This is a genomic window from uncultured Veillonella sp. (assembly GCF_937981445.1).
Lineage (GTDB): Bacteria > Bacillota > Negativicutes > Veillonellales > Veillonellaceae > Veillonella_A.
In genome coordinates, this window is record NZ_CALJON010000008.1 from 95,216 (window position 1) to 114,839 (window position 19,624).

Sequence of the window (19,624 nt, forward strand, 5' to 3'; positions counted from 1 at the left end):
ACAGTCTTATCGTTGATGCCTGTACCTACAAGCACCAAGTCCATAGTTGTTATATAAATTATAACGTTTTGACAAGGTTTTTGTCCAAAATATATTTTGCATAACTGAGAGTTTTGTTGATAATTGATAACTTCTATCATTTAGTTAATTCCCCTAATTTTAGGTAGGTTTTATTTGCATTTTCCTTTCAAATCCCCTTAAAATCTTAGATTATTCCTACGTATTTTTATATTTGTTGACTTCATCATATTTCTACTTATTTTTTAAACGAAAACAAATTTCAATACGCCTTTTCTGAATACGGCAGTATATCGAAATTTCTTATTTTCGTCTCTCCGTAAAATGTAAGAAATTATGCACTTATCGCTTTTTTAATACCCTTAAGTTATCTCTTCACATATAGTTCATTCCCTTAAGTTATACTTTCTTCACAATTTAATGACCATAGTTTATTATTTTTTTAGTGATATAATAATGGTAATAAAGTGACACGTAGATATAAGGTCTTGCCCCTTCATCTTATAGGCCCCTATATAATATATGTAAAATATAGTATATAGATAGAGAAGTAAAAACTACTATTAAACATAGTGCCTTCTGTGCATTTCTTCAGTAGTTACACTACAAAGCCTAATTTTGTAAAGCATGTCCCTATATCTATTTGTTATATGCGTTTATAGACGTTCTTTATAATGTACAAAATTTACTAATTCTTGAGGAGTGGTCCTATGAAAATCTTATTGGTTGAAGACGAAGAAATGCTGAATAATATTATCGCCAAGCGCCTTCGCGTAGAAGCGATGACTGTTGATTGCTGTTACAATGGGGAACAAGCGCTCGACTATTTAAATACCTCTAGCTATGATGTGGTTGTTATGGACGTTATGATGCCTAAAATGGATGGCTTCACAGTCGTAAAACACCTTCGCAATGAAGGAAATAAAACACCTGTTTTATTCTTAACAGCCAAAGATGCCTTACAAGATAAACTCAAAGGCTTCAATCTAGGGGGTGATGACTATTTAGTAAAACCATTTGAGTTTGAAGAGTTAGTCGCTCGTATTTACGCCCTATCCCGCCGTAGCAATAATCATGCACATAATGACCTTGTAGCTGGTCCATTAACGATTAACAGCCAAAGTCATACCGCTACCTTAGCCGGACATAAGTTAACGCTTACAGCCAAGGAATTTGCCTTACTTTACTATTTAGCAAGTAATGTGAACATTGTGCTCTCACGTCAACAAATCCTCGATCATGTTTGGGAATATGACTATGAAAGCTATTCCAACTTAATCGACGTATATATCAAGGACTTACGTAAAAAATTAGACGTAGCCAATGAGTCCAAACTTATTCAGACCGTACGAGGCGTAGGCTATGTTTTCAAAGTTGAAGAAGAAGAAGAGTAATACAGACTCACAACAAACGGCCTCTTCCGTATTATGTAAAGCATTTTTCAGTAAAGACGAAAATGGAACCTATTCCAATCCATTTAAACGTTTGCCTTTATCCATCAAAATTACTGGTTGGTATTCTATATTCTTATTGCTTATGTTGCTTTTATTGAGCATCTTTATTCTGCAATTCACCCAATTATGGGAAGATTCAGAAATGCGCAGCACCTTACAATCAAGAGTCATTAATACAGCTGATAATTTAACGCGATTTAGGCCCTTCCAAGATGGCGTATTTACTGTGATTTATACGGAAAATGGCGTGGCCGTCAAAGGGGCTATTCCAGATGGATTCCCCCCAGAAAGTATGTTATCCCCCCATCATATTACAGAAATCACCGTACGTAATTCTACCTTTTACTATTATGACTCACCCATTGGTGACCCTGCCTTTCATGGCTGGGTGCGCGGTATGCTACCGGCTACTTCAGTTAGCCGCACAACGAATGTGATGCTCATTTCACTCCTATTTGGAGGCATGACGTTCTTAATTATTGGTGCCGTTGGCGGATATTGGCTCATCAAGCGTGGCCTTGGCCCGATTCGCCTTCTCACTAAAACAGCCTCTGATATTGGGGAAAAGCAAGACTTATCGCAGCGTATTAAACCGCCCATTGAAACCTATGATGAAATCTCCTCCTTGGCGCGTACATTTAATACCATGCTAGATAGTTTAGAAAAATCCTCACAGCGTGAGAAACAGTTTAGCTCCGATGTATCCCATGAATTGCGTACACCTATTGCAGTTATTCAAGCAGAAAGCGATTATGGACGAGCTTATATTACATCTGTTGAAGAAGCTAAGGAAAGTTTTGACCATATTTTCCAACAAAGTCGTTTCATGACTGCCATGGTAACACAATTACTCGATATTGCACGCCTTGATAATATGGAAAGTGTAAAAAAAGAGCCGCTCAACATGAGTCAGCTCATCGAAGATGTAGCCAAAGGCTATACACGTATTTGTAAAGAAAAACAAATTAACTTTACTACAGAGATTGAACCTAATCTAGAGTTAGTAGGTAATTTACCATTTTTAAAACGCGCCGTAGGCAATCTAGTGGATAATGCCATTAAATTTACCAAAGACTCCATCGCCCTACGACTCCTTAAAGAAGAGCAATCTATTAAAGTTATTGTTACTGATAATGGTACCGGCATTAGTCAAAATGACTTAGATAAAATCTGGGATCGTCTATATCAAGTAGATCCATCCCGCACGAAAAGCTCTGACCAGGGCCTTGGCCTAGGTTTATATTTTGTACATAATATTGTTAAACTCCATAATGCTAAAGCCTATGCCACTAGTATTCCTGGTGATTCCACTAGTTTCATTTTAGAGTTTCCCATTATAGAGTCCTAAGAAATAGAAAGGATACAACATGACTTTTTTCCCCTTCAAGTCCAATGCCGCTACTGAAAGCGGTACAGTTGCGCCTAGCAACCGTCTCTATCGCTTCATCTGGGTTGGACTAGTGATGGTGTTAATTGGAATTGTTGTGTATAATGTGTTCACTTACTATCAAGCGCAAGAGCGACGGCGCGTAGTAAATGCCCGCACAGAAATGGTTAAAGCACAAGCCCGTGCCAATCAACTGACCTTACTCAGTGAAGATACAATCAAGAAAATTGCGGCTTTAAACACAGGTGTTCCTATAGAAAATTTACGTTTTATCGAAATTGGGCTCATTACCTTTGATGACCTACCTATGCCGTCAATGGCATTAAAGCAACATGTATATGAGCATCATAGAGGCACGGATATTTCCAATGAGGGGCCGCACACAAATTTTCCTGAAGATAATAATAGTGATGCGTCCTTACCGCCTATTAAAATGCCACCTGATATGAAATCGTCTCAATCAGAGGGAAAGCAAAAATCAGTAGCCCCTGCGGCTAGCCCCAACAGCACTGCTAGCGCTGACAGTCCTAATAGTGCTGAAGTAGCCAATGCACAGCCAAGTCAAAACGAGGGACCTGGTGATCCTAACAATATGAGTCCCTCAAGAACGGCTCAGGGGCCTACAAATAATGCGCCTTCGCTGCCTGAAAATGACTTTAGTCGCACCCCGCCTGGGGAATTAAAAACCCATCCTTTATATCATGTATTTGCTCGAAGTGGGGGCCTAACCTACGAATTAATTATCGATGGAGTTAATGGACATATTATAAAATCTAATGTATATTAATTATATAGGTCATTTCATAAAGCTATATATTAACTGTATTCTTAGCAATTTTCTTTTTTTAGAAAATAATTTAAAATTAAGCCTCTAATTCATTTTCAATTCATCTTGATGAATTATATTGGTACTATCAAATGAATGGTATCACTGATACCCCATTCAGTATACCTTTTATTATTGATTACAGGGAACTATATCAATCACTGAGCTCTCCCTGTTCAGCTGATATAGGTAGTCAATTTTTTCATTTGATTAACACTAACACTCCCCTTACAAGAAAAACAGGAATCCATCCCCGGATTCCTGTTTTTCTTTTTCTCAAAATTAATTTTTCTCATCATTTTCCTTCACTATTTCTTCCTCATATGGCTCCTTTTTAAATCTTTTTTATTATTTTAAGGCCCTTTATATACTTCCCCTAGTAAAGCTAATATTGTTTCAATTCTCTTTTATTAAAATATTTAATTTATATATTTTATATATTTTATATATTCTATAGTACTATGCAAAATTAAAAACTAATCTATATATAATTGATATGAAAAGTTTTAAAAATCATATTGTATTTCTTCGCAACATTCTATAGAATATCTATAAATCATAAAGTTTCATTTTAAAGTTTTATTTTATTTTAAGTCTCATTTTATTTCATATGTTACCCCACTAATGACTATCAGCATTGTATTCTAAGTATATAAAGGAGAGAGTCCCCCATGGCCTTAGTTAATGAAAATTATTCAAATTTACAAAGTTCTTATTTATTTGCCAATATAGCCCACAAAGTAGCTGAATTTCAAGCGCACCATCCCAAAGCAGATATTATTCGTCTAGGTATTGGCGATGTTACCTTACCATTAGCGCCTGCTGTAATTGAAGCCCTGCACAAAGCCGTAGATGAAATGGCTCACAAGGATACATTCCGAGGCTATGGTCCTGAACAAGGTTATGAATTTCTCCGCCAAGCAGTGCTAAATCATGATTATAAAGCACGTGGCATACAAATAGGCTTAGATGAAATCTTCATCTCTGATGGCGCCAAATCAGATTGTGGCAATATTCAGGAACTCTTTAGCACTCACAATATAGTAGCCATTACAGACCCTGTATATCCAGTCTATCTAGATAGCAATGTAATGGGTGGCCGCTCTGGTAAAGCTATAGATGGCATATTTGAGCATATCGTCTACTTGCCTACTCATGGAGAAAACAATTTCTCTCCTGATTTTCCTAAAGAACCTGTAGATTTAGTCTATCTTTGCTGCCCTAACAATCCGACTGGTACAGTGCTTAGTAAAGCACGCCTCAAGGAGTGGGTAGATTGGTGCAAAGCCAATGAGGCAGTACTCCTCTTTGATTCTGCTTATGAGGCATTTATCAGTAGCGAGGACACAGTGCATTCTATTTTTGAAATCGAAGGCGCCAAAGAGGTCGCTTTGGAGTTCCGTTCATTTTCTAAAACAGCAGGCTTTACAGGCACGCGCTGTGCTTACACAGTGATTCCTAAGGAATTAACAATAAAAAATGCCGCCGGTGAACGAGTGGCCTTAAACCCACTTTGGAATCGCCGCCAATGCACTAAATTCAATGGTGTTCCCTATATCATCCAACGCGCTGCTGAAGCAGTATATTCACCAGCTGGCCAAAAACAGACGAAAGAAGCCATTGCGTATTACAAAGAAAATGCCCGCATCATTCGCGAAGGCCTTGAGTCCATTGGCCTCACCGTATTTGGTGGCGTAGATGCCCCTTATATTTGGCTTAAAGTACCAAAGGGCTATACAAGCTGGGAGTTCTTTGATCTATTGCTAGAAAAAGTACATATTGTAAGCACCCCGGGCGCAGGTTTTGGCCCTTGTGGCGAAGGCTATTTACGCCTAACTGCCTTTGGGAGTCGGGAAAATACTGAAAAAGCCATTGAGCGCATTAAAACACTAACGTTTTAATTATATGAGAGCTAATATATAATCACAATATAAATACAATATAAGCACAATACAACCACTTTATAATTACTATATGACCACTATACGACCACTATACGACCACTATATATAATTTTTTCAATATATTATCCCCTTTACTCTTGTCCTAAAGTCGCCTAACATGTTATGATTTTATTATTCAGTAAGTCTATTACTATATAGTTAGCTATTTCATAACATTAAGATAAAGAGGTATTCATGTTTACAGTAGTAAAAAAATTAGAAATTAGTGCATCTCATCAATTAAAACTCGACTATGAAAGCAAATGTCAACGCCTTCATGGACACAACTGGATTGTGCATATTTACGCTCGCGCTAAGGAGCTAAATCATAATGGCATGGTAATTGACTTCGGTCATATCAAAGAAGCCATTCACGGCCGCTTAGACCATCGTCATATTAATGATATTATGGGCGACATCAATCCTACGGCAGAAAACATGGCAAAATGGATTGCTGACGAACTAGGTGAAACTTGCTTTAAAGTAGTCGTGCAAGAATCAGAAGGGAATGTGGCTATTTATGAACGTGATTGAGCTTTTTAGCTCCATCGAAGGAGAGGGAATTCGTCAAGGATTCCCTTGCTCTTTTTTACGGCTCTATGATTGCAATTTACGCTGTGTATATTGCGACACCACCTATAGCTATGGAGAAGATGTAGACTTTCAGACGATGAGCCAAGAGCGCATTATAGAGCAACTCAAGGCCTTTAACAATCGCTATATCACAATTACTGGCGGCGAGCCTTTGCTACAAGCTAAAGAAGTGGAAAAATTAATTCGCACCATGAGCCAAGAAACAACACCTTGGGGCCCTTATGAGTTCAATATCGAAACCAATGGCTCCATATTAGCGCCCTTCCGCTATGACAATGTGATTTACACCTTTGACTACAAATGTCCTGACTCCTTAGCCGAAGAGGATATGCATCCACGCTTGTTAGAACAAATTGAGCCACAGGATGTGTTAAAATTTGTTGTTTCATCACCTAAGGATTTAGATAAAATGAAACAATTAGTCCTAGAAAAACAGCCAAAAGGTCATATCTTTGTATCCCCTGTATTCGGTAAAATCGATCCCAAATACATCGTGGATTACCTACTTAAATACAATCTACAAACAATTCGTTTACAATTACAAATTCATAAGTTTATTTGGGACCCCGACACCAAAGGTGTGTAATCTTTTCAGGCACAACAGGTGTGTAATCCTTTCAGGCATAACAAAAGCGCAACTGCTTTTATTACACCTCACGACCTATACAAAACCATCTCTATGATGAATCTTTATATACTTTGTATAGGAATACATCATAAAGATGTATGTGAGTGTTAATAAAGTAGTTGCGCTTTTTTATTACCTTATGCAGATGCCTTATCTCTGCTTCTTTTATACCCTTCAAACGTAAACCTACATATCGTACTAAGAAGGTAAACAATACTCATTGTAATAGGGGCTAGACCTAAATCAATGCTGGTTATAGAAGCAAATCAATGCTGGTTATAGAAGTAAATAATTTTAGTTTCTTCAGGATTTACTAAAGCGCCAGTCATAACTTAGTGGTCAGGAACACCGCCTACATTAAACACATATAGGGTATAATCATCTGGCACAGGAATGGAGTTAAATCCATAAGAGTAATAGCCCAATAATTTCTTCTGTAAGCGTTTATTCTCTTTTTCTGAAAGTGCTACACTATTGACCTGATTATCTACCTTTATATCCATTCGCTCGGCCAGTTCAGGCACAAATTCTGGCACAGTGCCTAAATTTTTAAGTTCTGACGTACGACGAATTTCATACCCTAACACTAAGTCTTTAGCACTTAAAGCCGATGCCATATTGTACACTGGTTCTAGTTGAATATATACATGACCACTGTCCCCTAATGTCATCGTATCAATGGCCAAGGCCTTCGCCTCTTTAATGTATGGCGCTAGTTCAGTAGCCGTACCACTAAAGCTAACTTCCCCAACAGCCCCTGTTTTTAAAAATTGCGGTACATAGTACATCTGAACATCTTTGGCAAATTGAGGGATTTCCTTTGGAAACCCGTCATACTGAGGCATTTTGCCATAATCCTTAGGGTCATTCATAGGGAATAAAATTCGCAATGTTATGTCTTTATATTGAGTCGATCTTGGATGGGTCAAACTCACTTGTCCATGCGTAACGGGCTCTTCATAAGCCTTTATAACCCGCGTAAGGGAATCCTTCTTACTCGTTGCTAAGCCTTGTTCCATTGAGCTTACTGTATCGTTTTTCACCCCTAGAGAATCATGGGCCCCGCTCACATTCAATACCATAGGCTCACCACGCACTAATAGGGCTACAGGTTCAGCCTCACTAGCAGCCATAGCAGATGCACTAAAAGCAGCCGCACATAGCGTCATGCCTAATGCTATTCGTACTCTTTGTTTTGCCATGTTACCTATCATAGCTTCTACACCTCCATACGTCTATACGATCAAACTATCATATAATACACTGTAATACCAATCAATAAAAAGAGGCAACTAAGAATCTCACATCACCTACGCCACTACGCGAGTGCCCTTAGGATGCAAAACAGCCTCTTGTTGCCTCTATTATACTACATATATGAATTGATACATTGAAATATTAATATATTTACTCTTATATTTAGCCTTATGCTTAGTCTTTTACATCATATAAACCAGTCGTGTTTTCACTAAGGTTAATGATGATATTTTTCTTCTGGCTATAATGTTCAAGAATTACTTTATGCGTTTCACGGCCAATACCAGATTGTTTTACCCCACCAAATGGAGCCCCTGCAGGAATCTGGTTATAGCAGTTAACCCACATACGACCAGTTTCAACGCCTTCAGCTACGCGGATGGCACGGTTAATATCGCGTGTCCAAACACCGCCGCCAAGACCAAATTCACTATCATTAGCCATTTTAATAACTTCTTCTTCACTGTGGAATTTAATAACAACAGCTACTGGACCAAAAATTTCTTCTTGAGCTACCCGCATATCATTTGTTGCATCAACGATTAATGTAGGTCGTACGAAGCAGCCTTTACCAAGTTCGCCTTCTGTAATACGTTTACCACCAGCAAGGATACGAGCCCCTTCTTTTTCGGCAATGTCTACATAATCCAATACTTTCTTAGTTTGCCCTTCATAAATCTGAGCCCCTAATTGTGTATCTTCTTCCCAAGGAAGACCTACTTTTACTTTTTCAAAATGCTTAGCAAGATCAGCTACGAATTTGTCATAAATAGTATCTTGTACGAAAATACGAGACCCCGCACAGCATACTTGACCTTGGTTAAATAAGATACCTAACATAGCACCTTCCATGGCCATATCCCACTTAGCATCTTCAAAGAAGATATTAGCGGATTTACCACCAAGTTCCAAAGTAGCTGGAATCAAATGATTAGCTGCGGCTTTATACACATTAAGACCTACATCAGTAGAACCAGTGAAGGCAAGTTTAGCAAAGCCTGGATGGTCAAGAATAAATTGACCTGATTTAGAGCCTTTACCAGTAATAATATTAACTACACCGGCTGGTAAAATATCTTTTAAGATTTCACCAAACTCAAGTAAGCTTAATGATGTATGGCTCGATGGTTTAATAACAACAGTACAGCCCGCTGCTAATGCTGGAGCTAATTTCCAAGCTGCCATAAGGAATGGGAAGTTCCAAGGAATAACCTGTCCTACAACGCCAATTGGTTCATGTAAAATCAAGGACAATGTATTGCCATCTAATTGTTGCGCTGAACCTTCTTCGGCGCGGATAACACCAGCGAAGTAACGGAAATGGTCAATTGCAAATGGAATATCAATGCCCCGTGTTTCACGGATTGGTTTACCATTATCATAGGTTTCCACTTGAGCAAAATGTTCTAATTTTGCTTCTAATGCATCAGCGATTTTTAACAAATAGCTAGAACGTTCTTGAATCGATGTTTTCTTCCAAGTTTTAAATGCTTCCGTTGCTGCTGCAACCGCTGCGTCCACATCGTCCTTAGTGGCTTCTGCACAAATAGCCAGCACTTCACCAGTTGCTGGATTGTAAGCCTTATATTCCTGTCCATCACTTGCTGGACGCCATTCATTGTTAATCAACAAACCATACTTTTCCTTCAATTGTAATGCCATAGTGTTACCTCCTAGTAAAATACTTCGGTTAATAGCATATGTAGGATCTCAAGCCAGTAAAATCTGTAATGTCTAAAACTAGTTCGATTTTTTTCTATATCCTATGTGTTAAAGTATACGCTCTTTGATTTGATTTATCAATAATAATGCTGCAAGTATTTTGTATTCATGCCAAATTAGTATACACTATTTCAAAAAAAGCCTCCCTAATAAAGCCACAAAAGCCTTTACTAGGGAGGTTTTCTCTCTGTCTTTTTTAAAATTACATATGTATTTTTTATTATAAGACTCTATGCCTATTTGGTATACATACCAAAAACAGAATTACGCTTCTTCATCAAGTAATGGAATTAAATGACCATAACCCTCAGTTTCCATGTCCTCAGCTTTAACAAAGCGAAGGGATTTACTGTTGATGCAATAACGAAGGCCCCCCATGTCCGGACGACCATCAGGGAATACATGACCTAAATGGGAGTCCCCATGAGCACTGCGCACTTCAATACGTTCACGGCTCAACGAATTATCTCTTTCATAAGTCACTGCATTCGCCACAATAGGGCGGGAAAAAGCAGGCCAACCACAGCCAGAGTTATATTTGTGAGTGGATAAGAACAAAGGCTCTCCAGATACTACATCCACATAGATGCCGCGTTCAAAATGATCATCATATTCGCCAGTGAATGGACGTTCTGTGTCTTCATGCTGTGTGATTTCAAAGGCTTCATCGCCAATGCGCTGTCTAAGTGCCTCAGCATCTTCCTTCACATATTCAGGCAAGCCTAATAAAGGTTCTTTTGCCTTATGAAGCTGTACATGGCAATAGCCTGTAGGATTCTTATCTAAATAATCTTGATGATACGTTTCCGCATCAAAAAATTGTTCTAATGGCAAGACCTCTACTACAAATGTATGATTAGGGTCAACGGCCTTGAAAAGACGCTCTACTTTAGCCTTGTCTGCTTCCTCTTCATAGTACACGCCAGTGCGATATTGTGTGCCCACATCGCCACCTTGTTTATTTAACGAAGTAGGGTCAATAATGCGAAGTAAATGAAGAATAATTTCTTCTAAGGCAATGCGATGGCTATCATATACAAGCTTTACCGTTTCGGCATGACCTGTATTTTCATGACATACCGCTTCATAGGTAGGATATTCAGTTTTACCATTTGCATACCCTACTTCAGTACTAAGAATGCCTGCAATTTGTTTGAAATACGCTTCCACACCCCAAAAGCAGCCCCCTGCTACATAAATTGTTTTTTCATTTGGCACAACGGATAAAATATTCATTTGAAACCTCCTTATGTTCTCATACTCTTTATAATCTCTCTTTTATTCTTTAATTTCTTTTATTCTTTAACATGTTATTACTATGTTCCTAAAACATAGATTAATACCACGTTCCTAAAACATAGATTACTGCCATGCTCCTTAAACATAGATTACTGCCATGCTCCTTAAACACAGATTACTGCCATATTCCTTAGCTGCCCTTTACGCCGCATCAACTAAACTCGCATTACGCACGCGGCGTTTATAGACGAGCCAAGCTACAACCATTAGCAATATTCCTGTAGTTAAGAATACATAGCGAATGCCAAAGGCCGTGGTTACACCACTAGCAAATAAAGGCCCTACCATACAGCCAAACTGGTTAGCTGTTGTAGTCATACCAAATACGCGACCTCTAAAGGAAGGCTCCGTATAATGCGCTACAGCCGCACTCAATAGAGGGTTTACACCTACGATGAAACAACCTACTAATACTTGCAAACTACCAAACCAGATAATCCCTAATGGAAAGCTTTGTAATAATAAGAATAGACCCGTCCCACAGAGGGCGAAGAACACAGCTCTGAAGTAGCCTTTCTTTTGACCAAAAAAGGACCATATATTAGTGGTAATCGCCCCGGCAATACCGCCAATACTAAGGATCATGCCGGACAGCAACGCCGCCCCTTCCATAGTGCCTTGCATATGGCCTACATAAAGAGCCAAAATCGGCTGCAACATTAAAATAGCAGCTTGCATTATAAAATACAACCAAAGTAAATCTACTAACACGGGGCGTGATTTTACAAAGCCCCAATCCTCTTTAAAGGACGATGTCTCCACCGAAGGCGCTTCGTGAATCTCTGGTTCTTTTACAAAGAAATACACCACGGCACTGGCAATAAAAAGAACCACCCCTGCAATAACAAATACAGGACGCATGCCTACAACAGCTTCAATCATACCGCCCAAAGACGGTCCAATCACATTGCCGATAATAAGCCCCGTTTGGAAAATCCCCAAGGCTGTACCCGTTTTTTCCTTCGGCACGCTAAGGGATACCATGGTCATAGCCGCCGGCATAAATCCATTGGCAAAGCCCATGAGAGCCCGCGTAGCGAATAGCTCCCAAGGCGTTTGTACAAAGCCTGTTAAAGCATAGGCAATACCTATAAAAATGCCCGCTCGAATGGCCATAATTTTCTTGCCCTTCGTATCGGCCATACGCCCCCAAATAGGGGCCATAATACCAGCAACTAAAAATGTAATCGAAAATACTACACCCGACCACATCGCCACATTGTCTTCAGCTACACCTAATTCGAGTAAGTACAGAGGCAAGAAAGGCACTAACATGGTATAACAAATGGCTAGCGATGTCATACAGGCTGTTAATATCCAAACATTCCTCATACCACCCATCGTCTTAATTTCTGTCACCCTATTCCTTCTTTCTATAATCGAAGAGAATTACCTGTCCCCTAAACTTTTTGAGCCCGTCCGGTTAAACGCGCTAACATTTTATATAATAATTTATACATTACTTGATACTCTTCTTCGGTAATTTCAATAATATTAGCCATCTCTGTTGGCACATGTGCCACTTTCTCTCTCAATGCTTCGCCCTCTTTAGTCAAAGAGATAATCACTGTTCGTTCATCCTCTTTAGAGCGCGTACGCGTCAAAAATCCCTTTGTTTCCATCTTCCGTAGAAGCGGTGTTAACGTCCCTGAATCAAGATATAAATACTCTCCTAAGGACTTCACATTCATTTCTTTGTGTTCCCACATAACCATCATTACAATGTATTGTGTATAGGTTAAATTCACAGGATCTAATAAAGTCTGATAAGCCCGTACAATTTCTTTTGCACATGCATATAGAGGAAAACATAATTGATTTCGCAACGCTAAATCGTCTCTATTTGTTGTATCGTTCACTGGGCGTCTCCTCTCTGTAATAAAACAATATTAATATAAATATAGCTAAGAACTAATTTTACTATAAAATACACAAAAAACCAATACATGCTATTAATTTGTTTACAATATATTTCTGTAAATAAAAACGCATCATAAGCAAAAGTGCTCAATAATGCGTCTCCAGACCAAATCTTACATGTCAAATTTTTTATCTAGCACGTCCTGCAAGGTAACACCTGTCATATAATCTTTAAATTGTGCTTGCATATGCTCCCACAAAGGTAAAGTCATGCAGGTTTTACTGCGTGGACACTGATTTACTTCATCTTCAAGACAGGCCACTAGCGCAATGGAATCTTCCGCCGCACGCAAAATATCGTATACGGTATAGTCCTTAGGCTCCTTCGTCAAACGATAGCCGCCGTATTTACCGCGTACACTTTTAACATATCCAGCGGCACTCAAGCGAGCTACAATACCTTCTAAATACTTATCTGAAATGCGTTGCCGCTCCGCAATCTCCCGTATGGATACATTTTTATCTTTACCGTTTTCTGCTAAGTCAACTAATACGCGCAAAGCATAACGGCCCTTAGTCGAAATCTTCATTTTTCATATACCTCTTTCACAGTAGGAATTACCTTAAATTTATTATAACATAGGTAGCAAGCACATCATAGAGGGGAATTACACTTATAACACAAGGCTCTTTCTTAATTTTCAATTATAAATTGCATAAAATTCATTCATTCCCAAGCTCTTAGCTCTCCACTTTTATAAATCTACATGATACAATAAGTTTGAACTTATAGTATCTTTTTTTATAAGTAAAGCGCCTTAATGCAGTGCAAAAGCCGCCTTACTGAAAGTAGTTCAAATCCAAAATGTTTGGAAATGTATTGAATTTGGGAGGTTCTTATGTTAGAAAAACTGTTTGCCCTAAAAGAGCGAAATACAACAGTTAAAAACGAGATCATCGCCGGTCTCACCACCTTTATCACTATGGCCTACATTCTCTTCCTAGCTCCTAATCTGCTAGGTATTGCAGGCATGGATAAAGACGCCGTACTCATCGCCACTGCCCTAGGCGGCGGCATTGTAACTATTGTAATGGGCTTGTATGTAAACTATCCTATTTGTTTAGCCCCTGGTGTAGGCCTCTTAGCCTTTTACGCCTTTACCGTAGTACTCGGCATGGGGATTCCTTGGCAAGTCGCCTTAGGTGCGGTCTTCATTTCTGGTATTGTATTCCTTATTTTAACCCTCACCACAGTGCGACAACATATTGTGGAAGGCATTCCCGCATCTATGAAAATTGCTATTACCGTAGGTATTGGCCTTTTCATCACTATTATTGGTTTAAAATTATCCGGTCTTATGACCGTAGCTCTTTCGCTACAACCGGATACCTTGGCTAAAGTAGTAGCCGCTCAAGGTCATGGCACGCCAGGTGCGTCTGAAACGATCTTAACACTTGGTAATCTCATGGACCCTCAAGTAGGTCTTGCTCTATTCGGTCTCTTATTTACAGCCGTGCTCATGGCCAGCAATGTACAAGGTTCCTTTATTATCGGTGCTGTAGTAACCACAATCTTAGCGTACATTACAGGCAATGCGCAACTTCCTGAAAACTTTACGCTCATGTCCATTCCTGATTTTAGCAAAGCGGCCTTTTTCCAACTTGATATTGGCAGCGCCATGCATCTAGGCTTAGTCACCATTATTTTCTCCTTCACATTTGTGGAATTGTTTGACTCCATGGGAACTTTAATTGGTACCGCCACTAAAGCAGGCATCGCTAATCCTAAGGAAGGTAAATTCCCGGGTCTTGGCAAAGCCATGACTGTTGACGCTCTAGGCGTAAGCTTTGGTGCCGTACTTGGTGCTAGTACTATTACAGCCTTCGTTGAAAGCGCTGCTGGCGTTGGTGCTGGTGGTCGTACTGGTTTGACTGCTGTTACTTGTGGTGTGATGTTCCTCTTATCATTATTCTTTGCACCACTTATTACGCTCGTACCAAATTGTGCTACAGCACCTATTCTTATCCTCGTTGGTGCTTTAATGATGGAACCAATCCGAGACATCAACTTCTCCGACTGGACTGAAGCGTTCCCTAGCTTCGTAGTTATCGCTCTTATGCCATTCACTTACAGCATTGCAAATGGTGTAGCAGCTGGTCTTATTATGTACCCATTATTAAAAATCATTGCTGGTCGCACTAAAGAAGTACATTGGATTATGTACCCATTAGCGATTATCGTATTGATTCGTTACATTTGGTACTAATTTTTCTGTCCTATTAAGTACATGCTATGTGTTTGATAAAAAATATACTACTTGCTTATTAAATACAGGCCCTTTGCCTGAGTAAGCCTAGGTATGCGATTATTTAAACCATCTTGTATATCTGATTACACATGGCTATATATATGATTAAATCATGCTATATATGATTAAGCACATACTGTATGACTGACTAAACAATAAAAGAGGTTCGACAATAGTCGAGCCTCTTTTTTTCTCTTATCTTATTTTTTATTCGCTTATTTTTTCTCTTATTTCTTATTCTCTTTATTTTCTCATAGCATGTTTAGCATATTTCATCAACAAGCCTACCCCAGCTTGTATTTCTTTTCGACTTAAACTCGCATACCCTAACACAAAGGTTGGTCCCATAGCAAAAGCGTTTATATTGCCATCACTATTACCTAAACTACTACCCTCCACGTCCATAGTCCGTTCAACGAGAGCGGCAAGCTCCAAGTCTGTTGCCTTTGCGTCTAAAGCCTTCACGATTGCCATTTTACCGGCCTCATTACTTGAAGAGTGCGGTAAAAAGTAATTTTTCAAAGAATAGATTTTAATTCCCCCCTCCTTACAGGCTTTCATAAACTTTGCTTCATCTATCTGTTTAGGCAATGTAATAACCAAATGTAACCCCGCTTCAGCGCCTTCAATAACAACAGACTGTCCTAATAATCGAGCCGATTCTTCGTAAAGTGCCTTGACCAGCACTTCACGTTTCTTTTTATAAGCCGTGCGCATGCGATTGAGATGCTTTACAAAATAGCCCTTTTCAATAAATTTATGTAACACCTTTTGACTCACTGTCCCTACAGGGCAGCCAAAATAGGGCATCTTTTTCTTATATATGGCAAGCAATCGATCAGGAAGAACCATGTAACTCACACGTAAGGCAGGGCTGATGGATTTAGAAAAACTCCCCATATAAATAATGCGACCCTCACCAAGAGCTTTATCCCTAGCCTTTAAAGCGGGAATTGGACGACCTTGGTATTTAAATTCGCTATCATAGTCGTCTTCTATAATATAGCGATTATCGGCACCATTCACCCAGTTAAGCAAAGCTTGACGCCTCGCAATGGGCATAATCCGCCCCGTTGGAAACTGGTGGGACGGGGTTACACAGGCCACATTAACCTGTTGTGCTTCTAAGTCACGAACAATCAGCCCCTGCTCATCTAATGATATGGGGCAATATGCCACTTCATTCGTCGTAAACAGTTGTTGCAACATTTTATAACCAGGATTTTCTATCCCATATAACTCATGAGGCAATAATTTAAAAACAATATGAAATAAATACTCTGTGCCAGCACTAATAACAATCTGTTCTGGTCGAGCCATTACCCCTCGTGATTGCCCTAAATATTGGCAAATACTTTGCCTCAATGGTTCATATCCTTGCACCGGCCCTGAGAAAGCAAAGTCCAAGGTAGTCTCCTCATACACCTCTTTGGCTAACTTTTGTAACATCTTCGAGGGAAGCCTCGATATATCTACGCCTGAGTAGGTAAAATCATATAAAAACTCGTCTTTAGCTTTGACTTTAACATCACTCGCTTTATGTGTATTTGATTCCTTATACAATAGTTCCCGATTGGCCACATAATAGCCACGTCTTGCTTCTGATACAATATAGCCCTCCTCTTGCAGTAAAAACAAAGCATTTTCTACTGTATTTTGACTTAGATTATAGGCCTTCATCAAATACCGTTTAGACGGCAACTTACTTTGTGCCGTCATATGCCCATTAACAATCCGCTCTTTAATCCCTTCATATAATTGTATATATAATGGCTGTTCTGACTCATTTTGCAATGCAATTAAATCCATAACTTCACCCTAATTGAATCCTCATCCTATACCATCTGACCTCATATAATACGTCTTCTTTTTCTCTCCCTCAAAACTAGCGACCTATAGATACAGTAATGCTCTAACTACAGATGTGGTAGCAGTCTGATCTCAGAGATGACGCCAACCTCTTTTACATCCTCTCATCTGACCTCATAAATTTTATATTTTCTGACTCTTTCTATAATGACAGTATACAGGCTATACTATTAGCAAGTCAACAAATTCAAATTAATAGAGGAGGCTATTACAATGGATGCATTACAATTTAATGGTGGCGTTATTATGGACGTTACAAATGTGGAACAAGCTAAAATCGCCGAAGAGGCCGGCGCTGTTGCCGTTATGGCATTAGAACGAGTACCAGCAGATATTCGCGCGGCTGGTGGTGTATCGCGCATGAGCGATCCTAAGATGATTCGTGAAATTATGAAGGCTGTTAAAATCCCTGTTATGGCCAAAGTACGTATTGGGCACTTTGTAGAGGCAGAAATTTTAGAGGCCATTGGTGTTGATTTCATAGACGAATCAGAAGTATTATCCCCTGCTGACTCCGTTTACCACGTAAACAAACGGGACTTCAAAACTCCTTTTGTGTGCGGTGCTCGTAATTTAGGTGAAGCCCTTCGCCGCATCAATGAAGGTGCTAAAATGATTCGCACCAAAGGCGAAGCTGGCACTGGTGACGTAGTACAAGCAGTATCTCACATGCGCCAAATCATTAAGGAAATGAATATCGTAACAGCTCTTCGTGAAGATGAGCTCTATGTAATGGCTAAAGACCTTCAAGTGCCATATGATTTAGTAAAATATGTACATGACCATGGTAAATTACCTGTGCCTAATTTCTCTGCCGGTGGCGTAGCAACTCCTGCCGATGCCGCCTTGATGAGACGCTTAGGAGCTGATGGCGTATTCGTAGGTAGTGGCATTTTCAAATCTGGCAATCCACAAAAACGTGCCAAAGCTGTTGTAGAAGCTGTCAAAAATTATACAAATCCAGAAATTATTGCCAAAGTCTCCGAAGACCTGGGCGAAGCCATGGTAGGCATTAATGAAGATGAAATTGAAATCATCATGGCTAACCGCGGTATTTAAGTAATACGATAAATAAAGCCTTAAATAAGGGCTATAAATCGTTCACGAAACAATGCTATAAATCCGTTCATGAAACAATGCTATAAATCGTACGTTAAACAATACGACAAATAGTATGTAAAATAATACCTATACACTTACATAGGACTATTCCCTATAATCTTAACAACAGTGCCAAAGCCCGCCAAAGATTGGGCGCACTACATACTATAGTAGCCCATGTAAGACCTCCATAAAAAACAGCCCCCTCGGGATTAGAGGGGGCTGTTTTGTTAGGCATTTATTTATCCACGCTTTCGCCTACCGGCTCATTTGACACTACATCTTCAAAACCTACTACCACGGTTAATATAAAACTGATTACAAAGGATACACCTAGAGCCGTCACATACCACATGAAGGAAGGTCCCATAAATACAGGCAATGTTGTAACCGCTGGAATGGCAAACGCCGCTGCACTTACTTTAAAGAACCCCGCAATGGCACCGCCTATGCCACCGGCAACACAGGCACAAACTAAGGGCTTTTTGAGCCGCAAGGTAACGCCAAACACAGCTGGTTCAGTAACTCCTAGCAAGGCTGTGATGGATGCCGATAAGGCTTCGGACTTAAACAACTTATCCTTACTTCGCACAGCTACGGCCAAAGCGGCACCAGCTTGGGCAAACATAGCGCTGCCAAATAAAGGCATTAATGTGTCAAAACCATAAACTGCTACATTGTTAATAGCAATAGGGAAAAAGCCCCATTGAAGCCCCAAGATTCCAATAAATGGTTGTAATACACCAACTGCAATCCCCGCAATTAAAGGGCTCACATTATAAATTACTTCATAGCCAGCTCCTAAATAGCCACCGATAGCCTTACCTAAAGGACCTAAAATTAACAATGTAATAGGCGCCATAATGATGATACAAACAGGTGGTGTAAACAAGCCTTTTAAAGACTCAGGAAATATTTTATGACAAACTAATTCTACATATTTCATACCATATACAGCTAGCAAAATAGGAATTACCGATGATGGATACAAAACAGATAAAAGAGGAATACCAAAGAAATCAACAGTTCCTTCCCCTTTTAGCATATTCGTTACATCTGGATACAAAATAACACAAGCTAATAACATAGATGTAAAAGGATCTACATTAAACCGCTTCGCTGCCGTATACGCCAAGAACACAGGTATAAAATAAAAGAACCCATCACTCATAGCATTTAAAATCGTATACGTGCTAGAATCTATAGTCACCCAATGATTGACTGTTAATAAAATAAAAATCCCCTTTAAAATCCCCGTTGATACAAGTAGTGCAATAATCGGTAAAAATAAAGACGATAAAAACTCCATAAGATTAGCGCTTTGGCGCTTTATCCAAGATAAGGCTGTATGTGACAT

16 protein-coding genes are annotated in these 19,624 nt (G+C 39.3%); 8 read left to right on the forward strand and 8 right to left on the reverse strand.

Features of this window, described 5'->3' with window-relative positions; genetic code table 11:
* Positions 1-728 precede the first annotated feature (728 nt).
* The 6 genes from Q0376_RS01525 to Q0376_RS01550 all read left to right on the forward strand — a co-directional run bounded on the left by Q0376_RS01525 (position 729) and on the right by Q0376_RS01550 (position 6,808).
* Positions 729-1,412, forward strand: coding sequence for a response regulator transcription factor (locus Q0376_RS01525; protein ID WP_298703331.1), 684 nt, complete (start codon positions 729-731; stop codon positions 1,410-1,412).
* On the forward strand, positions 1,381-2,820 hold the full coding sequence (locus Q0376_RS01530) for a cell wall metabolism sensor histidine kinase WalK (RefSeq protein ID WP_298703332.1): 1,440 nt from the start codon (positions 1,381-1,383) through the stop codon (positions 2,818-2,820). The genes Q0376_RS01525 and Q0376_RS01530 overlap by 32 nt, the downstream gene beginning before the upstream one ends.
* 19 nt (positions 2,821-2,839) lie before the next feature.
* A complete protein-coding gene (locus tag Q0376_RS01535) occupies positions 2,840-3,646 on the forward strand; it encodes a hypothetical protein (RefSeq protein ID WP_298703334.1) in 807 nt (268 codons plus the stop codon).
* Between the two features lie 710 nt (positions 3,647-4,356).
* A complete protein-coding gene (locus tag Q0376_RS01540; protein WP_298703336.1) occupies positions 4,357-5,586 on the forward strand; it encodes an LL-diaminopimelate aminotransferase in 1,230 nt (409 codons plus the stop codon).
* A gap of 237 nt (positions 5,587-5,823) precedes the next feature.
* Positions 5,824-6,162 (forward strand): 6-carboxytetrahydropterin synthase QueD, encoded by a 339-nt coding sequence (gene queD, locus Q0376_RS01545; protein WP_298703338.1) that lies wholly within the window; start codon positions 5,824-5,826, stop codon positions 6,160-6,162.
* Complete coding sequence (locus Q0376_RS01550) at positions 6,149-6,808, forward strand: radical SAM protein (RefSeq protein WP_298703340.1); 660 nt, start codon at positions 6,149-6,151, stop codon at positions 6,806-6,808. The genes queD and Q0376_RS01550 overlap by 14 nt, the downstream gene beginning before the upstream one ends.
* 374 nt (positions 6,809-7,182) lie before the next feature.
* Here Q0376_RS01550 and Q0376_RS01555 read toward each other — a convergent pair whose 3' ends face one another.
* The 6 genes from Q0376_RS01555 to Q0376_RS01580 all read right to left on the reverse strand — a co-directional run bounded on the left by Q0376_RS01555 (position 7,183) and on the right by Q0376_RS01580 (position 13,578).
* Positions 7,183-8,052 (reverse strand): hypothetical protein, encoded by an 870-nt coding sequence (locus Q0376_RS01555; RefSeq protein ID WP_298703342.1) that lies wholly within the window; start codon positions 8,050-8,052, stop codon positions 7,183-7,185.
* A 229-nt stretch (positions 8,053-8,281) separates the two neighbouring features.
* Positions 8,282-9,769 (reverse strand): aldehyde dehydrogenase family protein, encoded by a 1,488-nt coding sequence (locus Q0376_RS01560; RefSeq protein ID WP_298703344.1) that lies wholly within the window; start codon positions 9,767-9,769, stop codon positions 8,282-8,284.
* Between the two features lie 324 nt (positions 9,770-10,093).
* Positions 10,094-11,065, reverse strand: coding sequence for a peptide-methionine (R)-S-oxide reductase MsrB (gene msrB, locus Q0376_RS01565; protein ID WP_298703346.1), 972 nt, complete (start codon positions 11,063-11,065; stop codon positions 10,094-10,096).
* Positions 11,066-11,269: 204 nt separating this feature from the next.
* Positions 11,270-12,460 carry an MFS transporter gene (locus Q0376_RS01570; RefSeq protein ID WP_298703558.1) on the reverse strand — a complete coding sequence of 397 codons (1,191 nt, stop codon included), beginning with the start codon at positions 12,458-12,460 and terminating at the stop codon, positions 11,270-11,272.
* A gap of 68 nt (positions 12,461-12,528) precedes the next feature.
* Positions 12,529-12,987 (reverse strand): MarR family winged helix-turn-helix transcriptional regulator, encoded by a 459-nt coding sequence (locus tag Q0376_RS01575; protein ID WP_298703348.1) that lies wholly within the window; start codon positions 12,985-12,987, stop codon positions 12,529-12,531.
* Positions 12,988-13,161: 174 nt separating this feature from the next.
* Positions 13,162-13,578, reverse strand: coding sequence for an Rrf2 family transcriptional regulator (locus Q0376_RS01580; protein WP_298703350.1), 417 nt, complete (start codon positions 13,576-13,578; stop codon positions 13,162-13,164).
* A gap of 309 nt (positions 13,579-13,887) precedes the next feature.
* Between Q0376_RS01580 and Q0376_RS01585 the strand changes: the two genes are divergently transcribed.
* Positions 13,888-15,255, forward strand: coding sequence for an NCS2 family permease (locus tag Q0376_RS01585; protein ID WP_298703352.1), 1,368 nt, complete (start codon positions 13,888-13,890; stop codon positions 15,253-15,255).
* Between the two features lie 285 nt (positions 15,256-15,540).
* Here the strand turns inward: Q0376_RS01585 and Q0376_RS01590 are convergent, their stop codons facing one another.
* A complete protein-coding gene (locus Q0376_RS01590; protein ID WP_298703354.1) occupies positions 15,541-17,106 on the reverse strand; it encodes a PLP-dependent aminotransferase family protein in 1,566 nt (521 codons plus the stop codon).
* A gap of 273 nt (positions 17,107-17,379) precedes the next feature.
* On the opposite strand from Q0376_RS01590, the gene pdxS reads away from it, so the two are divergent.
* Entirely contained in the window at positions 17,380-18,225 is an 846-nt protein-coding gene (gene pdxS / locus Q0376_RS01595; protein WP_298703356.1) for a pyridoxal 5'-phosphate synthase lyase subunit PdxS, read from the forward strand.
* 280 nt (positions 18,226-18,505) lie between these two features.
* On the opposite strand, the gene Q0376_RS01600 is transcribed toward pdxS, so the two are convergent.
* Positions 18,506-19,624, reverse strand: coding sequence for a PTS transporter subunit EIIC (locus Q0376_RS01600; RefSeq protein ID WP_298703358.1), 1,119 nt, complete (start codon positions 19,622-19,624; stop codon positions 18,506-18,508).

What these genes read in the sequence shown, in the direction of transcription:
- Q0376_RS01525 (WP_298703331.1), top strand. Translation starts at nt 729, where the DNA reads ATGAAAATCTTATTGGTTGAAGACGAAGAAATGCTGAATAATATTATC.
- Q0376_RS01530 (WP_298703332.1), top strand. Translation starts at nt 1,381, where the DNA reads ATGTTTTCAAAGTTGAAGAAGAAGAAGAGTAATACAGACTCACAACAA.
- Q0376_RS01535 (WP_298703334.1), top strand. Translation starts at nt 2,840, where the DNA reads ATGACTTTTTTCCCCTTCAAGTCCAATGCCGCTACTGAAAGCGGTACA.
- Q0376_RS01540 (WP_298703336.1), top strand. Translation starts at nt 4,357, where the DNA reads ATGGCCTTAGTTAATGAAAATTATTCAAATTTACAAAGTTCTTATTTA.
- queD (WP_298703338.1), top strand. Translation starts at nt 5,824, where the DNA reads ATGTTTACAGTAGTAAAAAAATTAGAAATTAGTGCATCTCATCAATTA.
- Q0376_RS01550 (WP_298703340.1), top strand. Translation starts at nt 6,149, where the DNA reads ATGAACGTGATTGAGCTTTTTAGCTCCATCGAAGGAGAGGGAATTCGT.
- Q0376_RS01555 (WP_298703342.1), bottom strand. Translation starts at nt 8,052, where the DNA reads ATGGCAAAACAAAGAGTACGAATAGCATTAGGCATGACGCTATGTGCG.
- Q0376_RS01560 (WP_298703344.1), bottom strand. Translation starts at nt 9,769, where the DNA reads ATGGCATTACAATTGAAGGAAAAGTATGGTTTGTTGATTAACAATGAA.
- msrB (WP_298703346.1), bottom strand. Translation starts at nt 11,065, where the DNA reads ATGAATATTTTATCCGTTGTGCCAAATGAAAAAACAATTTATGTAGCA.
- Q0376_RS01570 (WP_298703558.1), bottom strand. Translation starts at nt 12,460, where the DNA reads ATGAGGAATGTTTGGATATTAACAGCCTGTATGACATCGCTAGCCATT.
- Q0376_RS01580 (WP_298703350.1), bottom strand. Translation starts at nt 13,578, where the DNA reads ATGAAGATTTCGACTAAGGGCCGTTATGCTTTGCGCGTATTAGTTGAC.
- Q0376_RS01585 (WP_298703352.1), top strand. Translation starts at nt 13,888, where the DNA reads ATGTTAGAAAAACTGTTTGCCCTAAAAGAGCGAAATACAACAGTTAAA.
- Q0376_RS01590 (WP_298703354.1), bottom strand. Translation starts at nt 17,106, where the DNA reads ATGGATTTAATTGCATTGCAAAATGAGTCAGAACAGCCATTATATATA.
- pdxS (WP_298703356.1), top strand. Translation starts at nt 17,380, where the DNA reads ATGGATGCATTACAATTTAATGGTGGCGTTATTATGGACGTTACAAAT.
- Q0376_RS01600 (WP_298703358.1), bottom strand. Translation starts at nt 19,624, where the DNA reads ATGTCACATACAGCCTTATCTTGGATAAAGCGCCAAAGCGCTAATCTT.